The sequence below is a fragment of the Gilliamella sp. LMG 34360 genome (assembly GCF_984568995.1).
This window is the reverse complement of the sequence record NZ_OZ474900.1, coordinates 2,458,193-2,475,594: the sequence shown is the minus strand read 5'-3', so window position 1 is coordinate 2,475,594 and position 17,402 is coordinate 2,458,193. Positions and strand designations below refer to the sequence as shown.

The 17,402-nt window shown below is 33.9% G+C and carries 16 protein-coding genes; 7 read left to right on the top strand and 9 right to left on the bottom strand.

Annotated features, from left to right (window positions below):
* Position 1: 1 nt before the first annotated feature.
* The 5 genes from mdoH to AC5LW9_RS11080 all read right to left on the bottom strand — a co-directional run bounded on the left by mdoH (position 2) and on the right by AC5LW9_RS11080 (position 7,128).
* Positions 2–2,359, bottom strand: a complete 2,358-nt coding sequence (gene mdoH / locus AC5LW9_RS11100; protein ID WP_493455901.1) for a glucans biosynthesis glucosyltransferase MdoH — start codon at positions 2,357–2,359, stop codon at positions 2–4.
* Positions 2,360–2,377: 18 nt separating this feature from the next.
* Positions 2,378–3,940, bottom strand: a complete 1,563-nt coding sequence (locus AC5LW9_RS11095; RefSeq protein ID WP_493455900.1) for a glucan biosynthesis protein G — start codon at positions 3,938–3,940, stop codon at positions 2,378–2,380.
* Between the two features lie 17 nt (positions 3,941–3,957).
* On the bottom strand, positions 3,958–4,623 hold the full coding sequence (locus AC5LW9_RS11090; RefSeq protein WP_198227095.1) for a hypothetical protein: 666 nt from the start codon (positions 4,621–4,623) through the stop codon (positions 3,958–3,960).
* Between the two features lie 151 nt (positions 4,624–4,774).
* Positions 4,775–5,011, bottom strand: coding sequence for a YecH family metal-binding protein (locus AC5LW9_RS11085; RefSeq protein WP_086327761.1), 237 nt, complete (start codon positions 5,009–5,011; stop codon positions 4,775–4,777).
* A gap of 176 nt (positions 5,012–5,187) precedes the next feature.
* On the bottom strand, positions 5,188–7,128 hold the full coding sequence (locus AC5LW9_RS11080; protein ID WP_493455899.1) for an exoribonuclease II: 1,941 nt from the start codon (positions 7,126–7,128) through the stop codon (positions 5,188–5,190).
* A gap of 136 nt (positions 7,129–7,264) precedes the next feature.
* Here AC5LW9_RS11080 and AC5LW9_RS11075 point away from each other — a divergent pair, with 136 nt between their 5' ends.
* Positions 7,265–8,038: an alpha/beta fold hydrolase gene (locus tag AC5LW9_RS11075; protein WP_493455898.1), complete on the top strand. Its 774-nt coding sequence runs from the start codon at positions 7,265–7,267 to the stop codon at positions 8,036–8,038.
* A 31-nt stretch (positions 8,039–8,069) separates the two neighbouring features.
* Here AC5LW9_RS11075 and AC5LW9_RS11070 read toward each other — a convergent pair whose 3' ends face one another.
* The 4 genes from AC5LW9_RS11070 to AC5LW9_RS11055 are packed head-to-tail and all read right to left on the bottom strand — an operon-like array spanning position 8,070 to position 9,840.
* Positions 8,070–8,393 carry a type IV pilus modification PilV family protein gene (locus AC5LW9_RS11070; RefSeq protein WP_086326307.1) on the bottom strand — a complete coding sequence of 108 codons (324 nt, stop codon included), beginning with the start codon at positions 8,391–8,393 and terminating at the stop codon, positions 8,070–8,072.
* A complete protein-coding gene (locus AC5LW9_RS11065; protein WP_144091584.1) occupies positions 8,386–8,823 on the bottom strand; it encodes a DUF2509 family protein in 438 nt (145 codons plus the stop codon). Before AC5LW9_RS11065 ends, AC5LW9_RS11070 begins: the two co-directional genes overlap by 8 nt.
* On the bottom strand, positions 8,792–9,370 hold the full coding sequence (locus AC5LW9_RS11060) for a prepilin peptidase-dependent protein (RefSeq protein ID WP_493455897.1): 579 nt from the start codon (positions 9,368–9,370) through the stop codon (positions 8,792–8,794). Before AC5LW9_RS11060 ends, AC5LW9_RS11065 begins: the two co-directional genes overlap by 32 nt.
* Positions 9,364–9,840, bottom strand: coding sequence for a prepilin-type N-terminal cleavage/methylation domain-containing protein (locus AC5LW9_RS11055; RefSeq protein WP_086326310.1), 477 nt, complete (start codon positions 9,838–9,840; stop codon positions 9,364–9,366). The genes AC5LW9_RS11060 and AC5LW9_RS11055 overlap by 7 nt, the downstream gene beginning before the upstream one ends.
* Positions 9,841–10,060: 220 nt before the next feature.
* On the opposite strand from AC5LW9_RS11055, the gene dapD reads away from it, so the two are divergent.
* The 6 genes from dapD (at position 10,061) to AC5LW9_RS11025 (ending at position 17,205) form a co-directional block, all read left to right on the top strand.
* Positions 10,061–10,885 carry a 2,3,4,5-tetrahydropyridine-2,6-dicarboxylate N-succinyltransferase gene (gene dapD, locus AC5LW9_RS11050; protein WP_065738760.1) on the top strand — a complete coding sequence of 275 codons (825 nt, stop codon included), beginning with the start codon at positions 10,061–10,063 and terminating at the stop codon, positions 10,883–10,885.
* A 104-nt stretch (positions 10,886–10,989) separates the two neighbouring features.
* Entirely contained in the window at positions 10,990–11,481 is a 492-nt protein-coding gene (locus AC5LW9_RS11045) for a YajQ family cyclic di-GMP-binding protein (RefSeq protein ID WP_025316067.1), read from the top strand.
* Between the two features lie 256 nt (positions 11,482–11,737).
* Positions 11,738–12,262 carry a fibronectin type III-like domain-contianing protein gene (locus AC5LW9_RS11040; RefSeq protein ID WP_493455896.1) on the top strand — a complete coding sequence of 175 codons (525 nt, stop codon included), beginning with the start codon at positions 11,738–11,740 and terminating at the stop codon, positions 12,260–12,262.
* Between the two features lie 60 nt (positions 12,263–12,322).
* The gene (locus AC5LW9_RS11035) at positions 12,323–14,023 is read left to right on the top strand and encodes a LytS/YhcK type 5TM receptor domain-containing protein (RefSeq protein ID WP_493455895.1); all 1,701 of its coding nucleotides are present in this window, start codon (positions 12,323–12,325) and stop codon (positions 14,021–14,023) included.
* Positions 14,017–14,736, top strand: coding sequence for a two-component system response regulator BtsR (btsR, locus tag AC5LW9_RS11030; protein WP_198235766.1), 720 nt, complete (start codon positions 14,017–14,019; stop codon positions 14,734–14,736). The genes AC5LW9_RS11035 and btsR overlap by 7 nt, the downstream gene beginning before the upstream one ends.
* A gap of 321 nt (positions 14,737–15,057) precedes the next feature.
* A complete protein-coding gene (locus AC5LW9_RS11025; protein WP_493454394.1) occupies positions 15,058–17,205 on the top strand; it encodes a carbon starvation CstA family protein in 2,148 nt (715 codons plus the stop codon).
* Positions 17,206–17,402 lie beyond the last annotated feature (197 nt).

Below are 17,402 nucleotides of genomic sequence, written 5' to 3'. Positions count from 1 at the left end.
ATTATTGACGTTCATTTTGCCATAAAGTGAATAAATTGTCGTATTTTTCTTGCAACTGCCAAACATGCTGATGTAGCTCAGAAAGAATGATTGGATCTTCTAAAATTGCTAACTGTTGTTCTTTATTGATTTTTTCTAAATCAGCTTGTTTAAATTGCTCAATTAGCTCAAGACGCCTTTGCTCAATTTTTATATTAGGTAAATGGCGAGAAGTGGACAATGCGCAAGCTAACGCATTGTAAATAGGATCAACCAATGCCATGATAAAACCATGTTCAACGATGTTAGCTTCCGTTTTAACTAGATATTCTCCCGTCATGGTCACAGCTTTAGCTGGATGAGTTTCCTCTGGAGTTAAAAATAGACCTAGTTTTTTCGCGCTCATGCCAATGCTTGATAATCCTGAAATTCTAATCACTAATGGCGAAATAGTCAGTGGAATTAGAATAGCAATATACCAGTAAGTAAACTGAGGATTTAACCAAATAATCACGCCAAGCCAAATAATGCCTAATAAAGAGAGAGGCCAACAAAAATAGAAAGATTCACCCCATGTTAAAGCATCGTCGTTTCTTGACGGGGATTTCCATTGAATTTTACTGCCTAGCCATGCTTTTATCACAAACTTACTATGGAATATCATGCGTATTGGGGCGAGTATCATCGACCAGAACATTTCGATGAATATTGATAGAGTCAGCTTGAAAATCCCCCCCACATCTTTGGCACCTGTTTTAGCAATGATAATGCCATAACTAAAGAATTTAGGCGCAAACAATAATACCATCGTCGTAGATAACAATTGTAATGCCAAATTTTCATCCCATCTTGGCCATGTCGGATAAAATTGGTTAGGTTGGAAAAAATATTGTTGATCAGATAAATTAAAAACTAATAAAAGCAGCGTTGAGAAAAATAAAAATGTTAACCATAATAAAGATGAAATATAAGCCATTCCACTCGTTAAAAACATAACTCTGTGTGTTAAAGTTATACCACTTTTAAAAATCAATCTTAAATTAATTAAGTTCCCCATACACCAACGGTTATCTCGTTTTAGATCTTCAATCATATTGCCTGGTAGCTCTTCGTAACTGCCATTCATATTATAGGCGATCCAAACTCCATATCCTGCACGTCTCATTAAAGTCGCTTCAACAAGATCGTGTGACAAAATATGAATCGGCCCTTTACGTTTTTGTAGTGGGGATAAAATACAGTGTTCAATAAAAGGTTTTAAGCGAATCATCGCATTGTGTCCCCAATACTGTGCTTCACTAAGTTGCCAAAAATGGGTGCCTGCACAAAAAATATCACTGTAAATCTGATTGGCAAATTGTTGGATTCGACCATAAAGCGTCTTCATTCTAACTGATTTTGGCGGTGACTGTAATATGCCCGCTTTAGGTGTCATTTCCATCATGGCAATCATATTTAATATACAATCACCAGTCATAATGCTGTCGGCGTCAAGTATTAACATATATTCATATAAATGTCCCCAGCGTCGACAAAAATCATCAATGTTACCACTTTTACGTTTTACTCGACGTTTACGATGTCGGTAAAAAATATTGCATCCATTATCATCTTTCTGAGCATTAAAATCTGCCCATGCTTTTAATTCATTTACATAAAGATCGGGATCATTCGTATCGCTTAAAATATAAAAATCACAGCAATCCGCGTGACCAGTTTCAACCAAAGATTGATAGGTCGCTTGTAATCCAGCAAAAACGCGTGCTACATCTTCATTACAAATTGGCATAACTAATGCAGTACGATGATTAACATCAATGTGTTTTGCTGCATCTTTAGGGATTTCAATAGTATAGCGGTCTTTTCTTATTACAGCTAAAATTAGTCCCATAACGCTTGTCCAAAAACCAATTGAAATCCAAGCAAACAAAATAGCAAATAGGAAAATAATAAAACCTTGTATAATATAAGGAATAATACTGTATATGGCTAATTCAGGGTTATTAGCCCAATTAGCCATGAAATTAATTTTTTCCCAGCTTTGATAAGGTAACAGTGTCGATAGATAGGTAGTCCCGAAATATGTTTGTATTACAATTAGTGCAAACATTATTAAGCGACGAATAACCGCGATGAGATTAACTTTAGCTTTGAAATTGGCTTTATAGCGTTTGTTCCATTTTTGTGGTTGAATCGAAACGCGTTCAACTTTTGGATAACTGGGTTGCTGATTTCTTTCATCAATGTAGTTTGATGTATCGCCAATTTGATTTAGGCGATATTTCAGAAATTCAGTATTATTTGGCTCAATTCCATTGTTTTTTGATTTCTGGCGCCAGTTATCTGCGCCAGAAAGAGTAGCAAAGTAATCTTTTTTCATTATGTTATCTTATTATCGTTATTGCCCTGGATATTGACCACTCCAAGTTTCAGATAAAATCTGATTCGTTTTTTCTGAAGCTAATTGAACGCGAATATCCGTTGGTTTTTTATTGTCTTGAACATTAAATCGAATAAGAACTCGCCAACCTTTTGTTACAGAATTATATTGTACTTCACAGCTCACAATAGATCCGTTATTGATGCTTGATATTGCTTTAACAGGCTCTTGTTCTGATAAATTAGGACCAGCAAAGTCAATAATATAAGCGTTCGAACCATCAAGTTTACGAATTAAATTTGCTTGTTTTATATCACCTAATGATAATCGAGTGCTAATTGCTCTAGCTACATTATCGGGATAACGTTGCTTTTCATTTAATGAATAGTGTAATCGGTACCTAACATCAAGACTGTCACCAGCTTTATATTGTTTTGCAGGTACCCAGAATGAAACGATATTATCGTTTGTTTCATCTGCTGTAGGGATTTCAACCAGTTCAACCCGACCTTTTTGCCAATTGCCTAAGATTTCTGTCCAAACGCTAGGACGCAATTCATAATGATCATCAAGATCTTGGTAATCTTCAAATCCGTTATCTCGTTGAATCAATCCAAAACCTTTAGGATCTTCAAAACTATATGAAGAAAAAGATAACCGTTTTGGATTGTTTAATGGTCGCCATATCCATTCACCACTGTTTGATAAAATGGATAACCCATTAGAGTCATGCATTGCTGGTCGATAATTTAATAAAGGTGATGGCTGATTTGGGCCAAATAAATACATGCTAGTTAACGGTGCAATACCAAGTTTTTTCACCGAATCGCGGAAAAATATTTTAGCTTGTACAGTTATTGTTGTATCCACACTTGGTACTAAAATAAGTTTATAAGCACCCGTTACGCGAGGTGAATCAAGTAGAGCATAAATTACTAAATGTTTTTGTTTAGGAGATGGTCTTTCGATCCAAAATTCTTTAAAACGAGGGAACTCTTCACCCGTCATCTCACCAGTATCAATCGCTAACCCTCGAGCGGACAAACCATATCGTTGATCTTTTCCAACTGCTCGGAAATAGCTACCACCAAGAGCTGTAAAAATTTCATCATCGGTTTTAGTTGGGTTGTTTATTGGATAATGAACTTTAAATCCGGCAAATCCAAGTTTTTTCGTGTTTAGATGAGCTAATCCGACTTTACTTAAATCAAAATAACTCGGATCAAATTTAATTTCATTAACCTGATTATTGACAATTTCATTGATTTGGACAGGTGTATCAAAATACATCCCTTCATGATAGAACTCTAATTTAAAACGAGTTTTTTTGTCATTCCAATAAGCTTTTTCATGATTAAATTGAATTTTCTGATAATCAGTAAATTGTAGCGAGGCTAATTCATTGGGGATATTTTTAGAGGGTTGTACATAACTTTTCTTTGCTAGCTTTTCTGCTTTAGTCACAACATCATTAAATGAAAAAGCGTATGAAGAAAAACTAATACAAAGAGCTGAAACTATGCAAAGCATTTTGCACGTTGCTGTTTTACTGAACTGACTGATGGGTAATAAATTATACATAAAAACTCGCATTAAGATTATCGGAAAATATTTAAATAATTGATAATGTTATTTTTAGGATCATTCACACACTTTTCCATAAATTCTGTCTTCATCTCTTGAAGAATACTTGGATTTTCGTCAATCAAAAAGTGAGAATAGTTATCCTTAAGAATTTTAGTATGCAAGATTGATAAGTCTCCTTTATTCATTTTGAATAAAGTTTGAAAAGTAGAAATTTTACTATTATTGTTGGTATAGATGGCTGCTGTAAAATCTGCTGAAAGATCGCAATATTTTTCAATATTCGCTTGGGTAGCATTGATTTTACTTAATTCAATTTTGTGTTCAATTTGTTTATCTTCAATGATTTTTTTAATTTGAATATTATATTTTAAATTATAGTATTCATTAAGGTAAAAATTTAAAACACAAGCTGATTGGTTTGGGTCGTTGACACACTTTAGAATACCTTCATTAGAAATGTATTCATTAAAATTTTGTGATTGGAGTAGTTTTTGTAATTGATCTTTTGCATTAACCACATAAGGGTTATTCGATTCTGTTTGTTGCATTAGCACAGATAATGGATCCATTTCAATCTGTGGTGGCTCTTCAATTTTAATTGGTGTAGCCGATTTATGCGCACAACTGGCAATAAAAATAGGAACCATTGTGCATATAAAAATATTACTTAATTTCATATATAAATTCCATGAATATATTTTTTGAGTTGTAATTTTTGGGCAGGCTAGATCTGCGCGAAATTATATACTCATATTCTATTAAATACACTATACGATTAGTTTAAAAGTGTAAAAAAGCATACTGAACATTCACTAATATCTTATAGAGTTAATGACGACAGATTTTTGTTTCGTTGACTGTAAATCCAGAATTATTATCAGGTTTGAATTTACCTTTTAACTTTAAAAAGCAGATGAGTTGTTCAGCATTCATATTAGCTTCAGAGCAAGTGTGAAATTTAGCATTTTTGCCAAACCTTTTTTCAATGGCTTCAAGTAGAGATGATTCTGTATAGTTATTACCAGCCATCATTTGTAAGACTTCATGTCCATGAATTGATAACATAGCACCCTCTGAATCTTATTTTTTAGTTGATACAAATATTTTAATGGATGAAGAAAGATATCAGATATTGTTAAGAAAAAAAAGTGTTTAAGCGTTAAAATATCATTAATTATTAGTTAGGAAACCCCTATGTAATACTAGGGGTTGTTGAAAAAATAAAACAATTGTTAATTCAACTAGTTATCTGTAGCTAATTTTACTATTATCGATTGATTTTCTTTCTTAACTTGATGCATCTTCACAGTAAGAGTATCTGAAAGTTTATAACAAATATTATTATTAATTTTAATGACACCCTCTTCAGGACTTGAAACGACTTCTTCTCGATTAGGGTGAATCATTGAAAGTGGTAAAAATACAAATGCACCAATATCAGTTAAACGCAGACGTGCACCGCCGCGGTTGATATCGACAATTTCAGCTACAAAATTATCACCAATTTTATCCGATAAATATTGAACATAAAGATTTTCAGCGATATCACGTTCAGCATAACGTAATAATTTGCGCCTTTCATTCATGATTTTCAACTGCTCTTTATCGGGTTCATTCAAGATTTGTGAACGTAAATAATTTTTAATTAAACGATGATTAATCATATCCCCATATTTACGTATTGGTGAAGTCCAAGTTGCGTAAGCAGTTAATCCTAAGCCAAAATGAGGTTGTGGTTGAATAGAAAAATCGGCAGGACTTTGACATTTGCGGAGCCGAGCCGTTAAAAACGCATCATTATCGATAATTCGTCGTAATTTGATATACCCATCAAAAGATAATAAAGATTCTTTATCAAATCCTTCAATACCATGATTGGTTAAAACTTTTAAAATTTGATCAATAAATTTAATATCAAAACCTGAATGAATATTGAATATACCAAATCCAATTTTATTATTTAATAGCAAAGTTAAGGCTTGATTCGCGATGATCATGACCTCTTCAACAATTTGACGTGCAATTCGACGAGATTCTTTATTGATGGATTTTACATGACGGTTTTCATCAAGCACAAAACGATAATCATTGCTATCTTTAAACACTAACGCATTGTTTTGTCGCCAAATGGTTCTGGTTTTTGCTAAGGAAGACAATAAATTGAGTTGTTCGGGTAAGGTTGCGTTATTAGATAGCAATTCATCATTATTTTCTAAAAAATCTGAAACATTATTATAAGAAAGTTTCGCTTTTGATTCGATAAATGCGGGCATAAAAGTGATACTATTTTCATCTATTATACCATTTGTATCGATATTAATATTGCATACTAACGCTGGTCGTTTTTGGTTTTCTTTTAAAGAACAAAGATCATTTGCTAACTCTTTAGGTAGCATTGGAATATTAAAATCGGGTAAATAAGTTGTGAAATTTCTTTGTTTAGCAATTTTATCAAGTTGACTGTCTTGTAAAATATACGCAGTTGGATCTGCAATAGCGACTTTCAGTTGGTAATTACCTTGCTCGTCCTTTGAAACAGTAATGGCATCATCCATATCTTCTGTATATTCACTATCTATGGTAAAAAAGTTTATATCGGTTAAATCTTGACGATTAATCAGTTCATTTTCATCAATTGTTAATGTATCCGGCTGTGGTGAATTATCTTCTAAATTATATCGGGCCAGAGTTTTTAACCAAGGTAGATAGATTGAACTATTTTCAGCAATAAAATGCGTAATTTCCGCTACAAAATTATTTTTACCTTCTTCAAGAGGATGAGAAATCAATTTGGCAACAACCCAATCATCTTCTTTAAGTTTTTCTTGAATTTGTTTGTTAATTTTACAGCGGATGGCTAAATTTGCAGGCATGTTTTCAGGATAAATAACCATTGTTCGCTCTTGAAAACCTATTTTTCCTATAAATCTTTGTAGGGGGCTTTCAATTAATGATTCTGGTTCAAAAACCTTTTTATCACCATTTTCAATTACTGTTCCAGATACTTTATCGCCATTGCATACGGTTTTCATTTTATTTGCAGTAATGAAATAACTGGTTTTATTATCAACATCTAAAAAACCAAATCCTTTTTCATGGGCTCGGACCGTACCTTCAATACGAGGTGTTTGTTGATGAAGTTCTTGCTTTAGTTGTGCAAGTAGCGGATTATTTTGAAACATACGATTTAACACTTTTAAAAAATTGTTTCAAGATTTTATCATAGTTATAGAGATTATTGTTATTGAATTAATAGTTGGTGACTTTAGCAATAACTATATAATATTAATATTTAACTATAAAAGACTAAGTTGGAATATGAAATTAAATTATAAATTGCAAGGTATAGGGCAGCCAATTGTTTTTCTGCATGGTGTATTTGGTAGTTTAGATAATTTAAATATGTTAGCTAAAGATCTGGTATCTGATTTTCAAACAATTCAAGTTGATTTGCGCAATCATGGGCAATCTCCTTGGTCTGATCAAATAAATTATCCCGCTATGGCGCAAGATGTAGCTGACCTTTGTCATGAACTTCAATTAAAAGACATAATTTTAATTGGTCACTCTATGGGGGGCAAAGTAGCGATGCAATTATCACAAGTCATACCGCAGCTCATCCAAAAAATCGTTGTAATTGATATTGCACCAGTAAAATATAGCAGTTCGCCCAATGCCATTATATTAAGAACTTTAATGTATTGCCTTAATAACCAAATCACCGATAGAAAGCAAATTATGGCAGTTATGCAAGAAGCCGGTCTTAGCGAAGCGACTTGTTTATTTTTATTAAAATCTTACAAAAACCAACATTGGTTATTTAATTTACCAACTATCAATGATCAATATGCTAATATTTGCGACTGGCAAACCATACCATCCGCTTCGCCCTGTTTAAAACCAATTTTATTTATTCGTGGAGGGAATTCGGTTTATTTAGCCGACAAATATCAAGATACAATTTATGCTCAATTTCCTAATGCTAAAATTGTTACGATAGAAGGTGCAGGGCATAATGTACATGCTGAAAAAACACAACAAGTTTTGCAACTTCTACATGATTGGTTAAATTGCTCATCTGATGATGTATAATTTCAATATTTTCAGTATTCAATATCGATAGTTAATTACAAAATAGCCGTTTTTGTTTTACTGATTTAAGATTGTTCGGTGTAACAGTAACTAAAACCATTTTGCATCTACTATTGTATGGATCACTTTGTAAAGTATATTGCCAACCATTTGGAATGATATGGTTAGCAATATCCGGATAACTTTCAAGGAGTTCAAATGCTATTTGTTCTGCTTGTAACCGATTAGAAAGATAATGATGCTGATGAATAAGTGTTTTTTGGAAGCCTGTAAAACCAAGAATAATTATTGAAAATAGTAAACTTGCTATCATTAATTCAATTAAACTAAAACCCATACTATTTTTATTATTCACAATCACTACTCCTTTTTTCAGGACAGTAATCTAACCAATGACCTTTTTCTACAACCAGTTTTGTCCCCTTGAAATGTGCAAGAGAATATAAAAAGAAACCGTCAGCCTCGCCTCGTAAAAGTTGATAATTATCCACTTTTAATTGTGATTTTTTTACACAAGCTTTTAATTGGTATTTTGTGTCTTTTAAGCATTGCCACTGATCGGTTGGTGTTTGCCAATCTTGCGTTAACGCCCAATTTAATGCCGAACTGGCTTGATTGAATCGTTTATAATAGCGAGTTTCCATAGCAATGGTTTTATGCCAGGAAATCAATAGTTGATTAAAACCAGTTAATAATAGTAATCCAACGACCATTAAGATAACGACCATTATAATCGCGCTAAATCCGTTTTCATTATTTTGATTCAGTATTTGATAGGTTTTCATTTTTAATTATTTTAGTCACCTGATATTTAACGTGTTTCTGTTTTTTTAGTTCTGCTCCTATCAATAATTCAATAGTGTTATTTTTTTGTTTAATATCGAATTTCGTTACTTTAATTTCAGCAGGGTCAAATAATTTTTCCCACTTAGTCTCTTTGCAATTCACTGCACCTGTTTTGTATTCAACATTATTATTTTTAAAGCGATAGGTAAAAATATCAGAATTGTTCAAGTTCCATGGATCGTAGACCCAATCATGGCGGATTTCACTGTCATATCGGATAATCATACAATTTTGAGCGTTCACAATCTCTAGGGCGTTGTTTTTCATTTTATGCGGATCATCGGCGATAAACCCCGCTCGTTTGATGTCTTTTGATAAACCAATTAATGCTTGATCAACAGCTTGTTGTAAACGCGTTATTTGATAATAATGCAATGTATTTTGTTGTAATTGATAATAAAAAGAGGTTGCACTAATAATAATCATGCTTGTTAACGTAATGCTGATTAGCATTTCAAGTAATGAAAATCCTAACTCTTTTAACATGGTGGTAAACTAGGTAAATAACTGTTCAACTGGCAAAATCGAATGCGTCCACGATAGGATACAAAAACCTTACTTTTACCAATCTCATTAGAGAGTTCTAAGGAAAATGATTGTGCCATATTGCGTCTTCCCCAAAAGTAAATAAGTTTTTTCTCAGTTAATCCAGTAATTTCTACAGAATTATTCGGTTTGATAAAATGTAATTCACCTTGTTTACATGATGCAAGGCGTTCTTCTGAGGTAATGGTTAAACACCATGGGGATGAAAAAACAAAAAGTTTATAATTTTGATTTTCAGTATAAGCTTTAACTTGAACTTCATTTAAAAAGTAAGCTAATTGTTGTGTTGTTGAAACTAATTCATTACGAAGTGCAATTGCTTTCCAATGATGAATGCCTACCGTTGCAACAATAGAGCTAATACCTATAATTATCAAAAGTTCGAGTAATGAAAATCCTTGAGTATGCATAATAGTTTTGTGCTTAAAATGGATATAAATGATTCTACAATTTACTCATCAAATGTTTTTTAGTTAGGAAAATTTTGTGTGATTTATTCCAAATAAATTTTATTTTTTTCTTGCTGTACTTACTCCTGTTGACAAACCACTTAAAAAGCAAGACAGATTATATTATACTGTTTATCCATTTTATATTTACTAACGGACTTATAAGTAAAGGAAACTCGAGATGCAACAATTACAAACTATTATCGACGCAGCCTTTGAACGCCGCGCGGAAATCACTCCTTCAAATGTTGATACAGTAACACGTGACGCAATTAATCAATGTATCGCTTTATTAGACAGCGGTAAAATGCGTGTTGCAGAAAAGATTAATGGTGATTGGGTGACTCATCAATGGTTAAAAAAAGCGGTGTTGCTCTCTTTCCGTATTAATGAAAATCAACTTATTGATGGTGGTGCAACCAATTATTACGATAAAGTACCATTAAAATTTGCTGATTATGATGAAGCGCGATTCCAACAGGAAGGTTTTCGTGTTGTACCATCGGCTATTGCGCGTAAAGGTGCTTATGTGGCACGCAATACTGTGTTAATGCCATCTTATGTCAACATTGGTGCATACGTTGATGAAGGTACAATGGTTGATACTTGGGTAACCGTTGGATCTTGTGCGCAAATTGGTAAAAATGTTCATTTATCTGGTGGTGTAGGTATCGGTGGTGTATTAGAACCATTACAAGCTAACCCAACAATTATTGAAGATAACTGTTTTATCGGTGCTCGTAGTGAAATTGTTGAAGGTGTAATTGTTGAAGAAGGTAGCGTAATTTCAATGGGCGTATTTATTGGTCAAAGCACTAAAATCTATGATCGTGCAACAGGCGAAGTCCATTACGGTCGCGTACCAGCTGGTTCAGTGGTGGTATCCGGTAACTTACCAACCAAAGATGGCAAATATAGCCTATATTGTGCAGTAATTGTTAAAAAAGTTGATGCAAAAACTTTAGGTAAAGTAGGTATTAACGAGCTACTACGTACCATCGATTAATTTAGCTGCCATCGTCTTTATATGCCGCCTCATTAGAAAGGCGGCAAATATTTTATTCATTCTTAAATTTAATCATATTTATAATCACTCTAAGAGGAGAGTCTATGCCTTCTTTTGATATTGTCTCTGAAATTCAAATGCCTGAGGTTAAAAACGGTGTCGAAAATGCTACGCGAGAGTTGGCAACCCGTTGGGATTTCAAAAACGTTGAAGCATCGTTTGAATTAAATGAAAAAAATGAAACGATCAAGGCAACGAGTCAATCTGACTTCCAAGTGCAACAGTTGCTGGATATTTTACGTGATAAGTTAGCCAAGCGTGGTATTGATGGTGGTGCTTTAGAAATCCCAGAGGAGATGGAACACAGTGGAAAATTATACAGCATTACTGTCAAGCTTAAACAAGGGATTGATAAAGAGTTAGCTAAGAAAATTGTAAAGGCTATCAAAGATAGTAAAATAAAAGTGCAGGCTCAAGTACAAGGTGAGCAAGTTCGTGTTACAGGTAAATCTCGAGATGATTTACAAGCCACTATGGCTTTAGTTCGAAATGGAGAATTTGGGCAACCATTCCAGTTTACTAATTTTAGGGATTAATCAAAATTAACATCTATTTTTGTCGACATTAGTCGGCAAAGTTAACCTTTAAACTATTCAATTTATTATTGTCAAAAAGTTTGAGGTTAACACTACGTTTTAGTATGAAAAATTAAAATAATTATAGTTAAAGCGCCTTAAATATGAAAATCAACTCGGTATAGAATAAGATTTTCTTCAACGAATATACCAAGCTTATGCTATGCTTGATACTTGATATTTAAGCGCAGAAGGCGGTAATGCTATCACGGATGTATTGTTTGGTGATTATAATCCTTCAGGTCAATTACCTATGTCTTTTCCTTATAATATTGAACAGATCCCCGTTTATTACAGCCATTCAAACACTGGGCGACCAAGGGGGACTAAAAACATGGGTAAATATACAACTTCCTACTTTGACAGCTCTAACGAACCATTATTTCCATTTGGTTTTGGTTTGAGTTACACCGATTTCAACATTGATTTTGTTCTATCCAGCACAGAGATGACAAAGGACAGTGAAATAGTTGTAACCGCTAATATTGAAAACATTGTTGATAAACTAGGAATCCAAACCGTACAATTGTATCTACAAGACATAACGGCGTCGGTGAGCCGTCTAGTCAAACAACTTGTTGGTTTTGAAAATATTACTTTAAAACCGCATGAAAAAGGACAAATAAAATTTGTAATTAAATATAACATGATAAAATGCAATATGTTGCCGAACTTGGTAAATTTAATGTGTTCATTGGCTCTGACTCGACAACTCATAATAAAAAGACGTTTACTTTATTAGACAAATAAATTAGTAATCTTTTATCGAAATTTTTGATGATTTCGATTTGGTAGCAATATTATGTTTGAATTTGATCTTGTATTACAGCTACTACAACAAATGTGTGTTTACTTAGTGATTGCTTATTTACTAAGTAAAACACCCATTGTTATTCCTCTTATGCAAGTTACTGTGCATTTACCTCACAAATTAGTTTGCTATTTTATCTTTTCTTTATTTTGTATTATGGGAAGCTATTTCGGCTTACATATTGAAGATACGATTGCCAATACCCGTGCTATAGGCGCTATTTTAGGTGGACTCCTTGGTGGACCTATAGTTGGGTTTCTTGTGGGCATCACTGGTGGATTCCATCGCTATTTGATGGGGGGCATTACTGCCGAAAGTTGTATGTTATCAACAATTTTAACGGGTCTATTAAGTGGTCTGCTCCACTATGTATTAATGAAAAAAGGGCGGGTCGATCTTATTTATAATCCTTTTTTAGTGGGTATTTTAGGATTATTGGTAGAATCACTTGAAATGGTGTTAGTGCTTGTCATCTCTCGACCTTTTGATGTCGTTTCGCATGCTATCAGAAGTATTGCTGCCCCCATGATTGTTGCCAATAGTATTGGCGCCGCGATGTTTATGCGGATTTTATTAGATAGACGGGCAATATTTGAAAGATATACTTCAGCTTTCTCAGCTAAAGCATTAAAAATTGCTGTCAGTACAGAAGGTTTATTACGTGATGGTTTTGATCAACGTAATAGTACCAAAGTTGCTGAAATTATTTATCAACAACTTGATATAGGCGCGGTGTCGATCACCGATCGAGAAAAAATATTAGCTTTTATTGGTATTGGTGATGATCATCATAAACCTGGCACATTAATAACATCCAATAGCACTTTAGAGGCGATCGAAAGAAATGAAGTACAATATCTTGATGGGGCTCATCAACCTTATCAATGTTCAATAAGTAAAAATTGTCGTTTAGGTTCAACTTTGGTTATACCGCTTCGAGGTGAAAACAATACCGTTGTTGGTACAATTAAATTGTATGAAGCAAAAAATACCTTATTTAGTTCAATAAATCGAACTCTTGGCGAAGGTATAGCTAGTCTACTGTCTGCACAAATTTTAGCAGGTCAGAATGAACACTACAAACAACTGCTTTATAAAACAGAAATTAAATTACTGCATGCGCAAGTCAATCCTCACTTTTTATTTAATGCGTTAAATACTTTACTTGCCGTCATACGTCGTGACAAAACGCAGGCCTCGCAATTAGTTCAAAATCTGTCTACTTTTTTTCGAAAAAATTTAAAAAGAACAGAAGAGATAGTCTCTTTAAAAGATGAACTTGAGCATATTAATGCTTACTTGCAAATTGAAAAAATGCGATTTATGGATCAGTTGACTATCGAATTCGATATTCCAACCGAATTCGAATTTGTTCAATTGCCCGCGTTTTCATTACAACCCATTGTTGAAAATGCAATAAAACATGGTACTTCACAATTGATAGGTGAAGGAAAAGTAATTATTCGCGCTCATGCCAATAGGCAATCGATAATATTAGAAGTGATTGATAATGCTGGTAATTACTGTGAAAATAAAAAAGATAACAAAGGATTAGGACTTAATCTTGTCGATAAACGAATTAAGATTCGTTATGGTGAAAAATATGGTATCAAGATAGAATGTGAACCAGATGAATATACTAAAGTAATGTTAACCTTGCCTTTGCAAAAGGATACGAATGTTCAATGCTAAAAGTTATTATTGTCGATGATGAATTACCTGCACGTGAAAATTTACGTTGCTTATTAGAAAATGATCCTCAAATATCTATTATTGCTGAATGTAATAATGCGATGGAAGCAATCCGTGAAATTCATCGGCTGCAACCAGATGTTGTTTTTTTGGATATTCAAATGCCCAAAATAAACGGTTTTGAAATGTTATCTATGCTTGATCCACAAACAATGCCTAGGATTGTATTTTTAACGGCTTATGGCGAATTTGCTATCAAGGCATTTGAGGAACAAGCTTTTGATTATTTACTTAAACCGGTTGAACAAGAAAGATTAAATAAAACTTTATATCGTTTACATCACCAATGTTTATCCGGAAATACTAATCAATTAAAAGAAGTGAATCAGGATTTAAAATACATTCCATGTGTTGGTCATAATCGAATTTACTTGTTAAATTTAGAAGATGTCTTTTATGTTTCATCGAAAATCAGCGGAATTTATGTTTTTAATCAATCCAATAATGAATATTTTACTGAGTTAACCTTAAAAACACTTGAAGACAAAACACCTTTAATACGTTGTCATCGGCAATACCTAGTTAATTTAAAAAAACTGAAAGAAATCCGTTTTAATGATGCGGGCGGTGTGGATGTCATTTTTATCAACGATATATCTGTTCCTGTCAGTCGCCGTTATTTAAAATGCCTTAAAGAAAAGTTAGGTCTATAACAATTGGATATAAGCATACTTCACGGGTAGATGTTTTACCAAAAATGTTTTACCGCTTAGTGTCTAATTTTGACCACTCATAGTCTTAATCTAACCTGAAACTTAAATATTATTACTATTTTTACAAGTTAAAAATTACTATATTCTCGAACGTAAATGGACCGTTAGTTGATATATTAATCCATTGAAATTATGTGGATTTAATCTTTGAGTAATGTTAAAAATTTTTTATTAATCATTCGTAACAATCGTTAAATAGCATCTGTTTTGATGGACTAAAGTATCAAACTAATTAATTTTAAACTTATAAAGAGAATTATTATGAATAATAAAGTCTTTAAGCATATTCCATGGCTAATCTTGGCCCTTATTGGAGCATGTTGCCTTGCTGTTGTTGCCTTAAGGCGTGGTGAACATGTTAGTGCACTTTGGATTGTTGCCGCTTCGGTATCAATTTACCTTGTTGCATATCGTTATTACAGTTTGTATATCGCCTCAAAAGTCATGCAACTCGATCCGACTCGCGCAACTCCGGCAGTTATTAATAATGATGGTTTAAACTTTGTGCCAACGAATAAATATGTCTTGTTTGGTCACCATTTCGCTGCTATTGCAGGTGCCGGTCCTCTCGTCGGTCCTGTTCTTGCTGCACAAGTAGGTTATTTACCGGGAACACTTTGGCTACTTGCTGGGGTCGTTTTTGCTGGTGCGGTGCAAGACTTTATGGTTCTATTCTTATCTTCACGCCGTAATGGTTCATCATTGGGTGAAATGATTAAAGAAGAGATGGGGCCTTTTCCGGGAACCATTGCTTTGTTTGGTTGTTTTTTAATTATGTTAATTATACTAGCCGTATTAGCATTAATTGTTGTTAATGCATTAGCTGAAAGTCCTTGGGGGGTGTTTACCGTCTGTTCAACTGTACCAATTGCCTTATTTATGGGTATTTATATGCGATTCCTAAGGCCGGGACGAGTTCTAGAAGTTTCAGTTATTGGTATTGTGTTATTAATCTTATCAATATGGTTTGGTGGCGTTATTGCTAGTGATCCTTATTGGGGACCGGCATTAACCTTCAAGGCGACCACTATCACCTTTGTTCTTGTGGGTTATGCTTTAGTTTCTGCCATGTTACCTGTATGGTTAATTTTAGCACCGCGCGATTATTTAGCGACTTTCTTAAAAATTGGAGTAATTGTTGGTCTAGCAATAGGTATTGTTATTTTAAATCCTAATTTAAAAATGCCAGATGTTACTCAATATGTCGATGGCATGGGTCCTGTTTGGAAAGGTTCGTTGTTTCCATTCTTATTTATTACCATAGCTTGTGGTGCGGTTTCGGGATTCCATGCACTGATTTCATCAGGTACTACACCGAAATTATTGGCTAATGAAAACGACGCACGTTTTATTGGTTATGGTGCAATGTTAATGGAATCTTTCGTGGCAATGATGGCTTTAGTTGCAGCATCAATTATTGAACCGGGCCTCTATTTTGCAATGAATACTCCGCCAGCGGCGTTAGGTATCACCATGCCAGATTTGCATAAACTTGGGACTGATGAAGCACCAGTGATTTTGGCACAATTAAAGGATGTCACAACACATGCTGCTGCAACGGTAAGTTCTTGGGGATTTGTTATTTCACCTGAAGAAATCCTACAAACGGCAAAAGATATTGGTGAACCATCTGTGTTAAATCGTGCTGGTGGTGCACCAACGTTAGCAGTGGGGATTGCTCATGTATTCCATCAAATTCTTCCGGGTGCCAATATGGGCTTTTGGTACCATTTTGGGATCTTATTTGAAGCACTGTTTATCCTTACTGCATTAGATGCAGGTACGCGATCTGGTCGCTTCATGTTACAAGACTTATTAGGTAATTTTGTACCATTCTTGAAAAAAACAGATTCGCTTGTAGCAGGCTTTATCGGTACATTAGGTTGTGTTGGTTTATGGGGTTATTTACTCTATCAAGGCGTTGTCGATCCATTAGGTGGTGTTAAGAGCCTATGGCCATTATTTGGTATCTCTAACCAAATGTTAGCGGCTGTTGCGCTTGTGCTTGCAACCGTTGTATTAATTAAGATGAAACGAGCCAAATATGTCTGGGTAACAGTTATTCCAGCAATATGGTTATTAATTTGTACAACATGGGCATTAGCATTGAAATTATTCAGTAATGATCCGCAATTAGAAGGATTCTTCTATTTAGCAAGCGAGTATAAACGTCGTATCGCTGAGGGCGGTTCATTAACGCAACAGCAAATTGATAACATGCACCATATTGTAATCAACAATTATACTAATGCAGGCTTAAGCATTCTATTCTTGGTTGTTGTTTATAGCATTATCTTCTTTGGTATTAAGACAGCTTTAAAAGTTCGTAATAACAAACATAGAACCGATAAAGAAACCGCTTATGTCCCTATTCCTGAAGGTGGTGTAAAAACGTCTATGTCACATTAGTTAATCATCATTAGGATGTTCTATTAATCAGGCATCCTGATGACAGTGATAAATAATCAATTTTCATTTTATGCTCATCAATCAATATCGATTGATGAGCATTTTTTATAAATAAATTTACCGATTCAAAAATAGATTGCTATTTACTTTTCCCTAATATGATTTTCTTGGAAAGATTTCCATGTTGACGCTTTTGC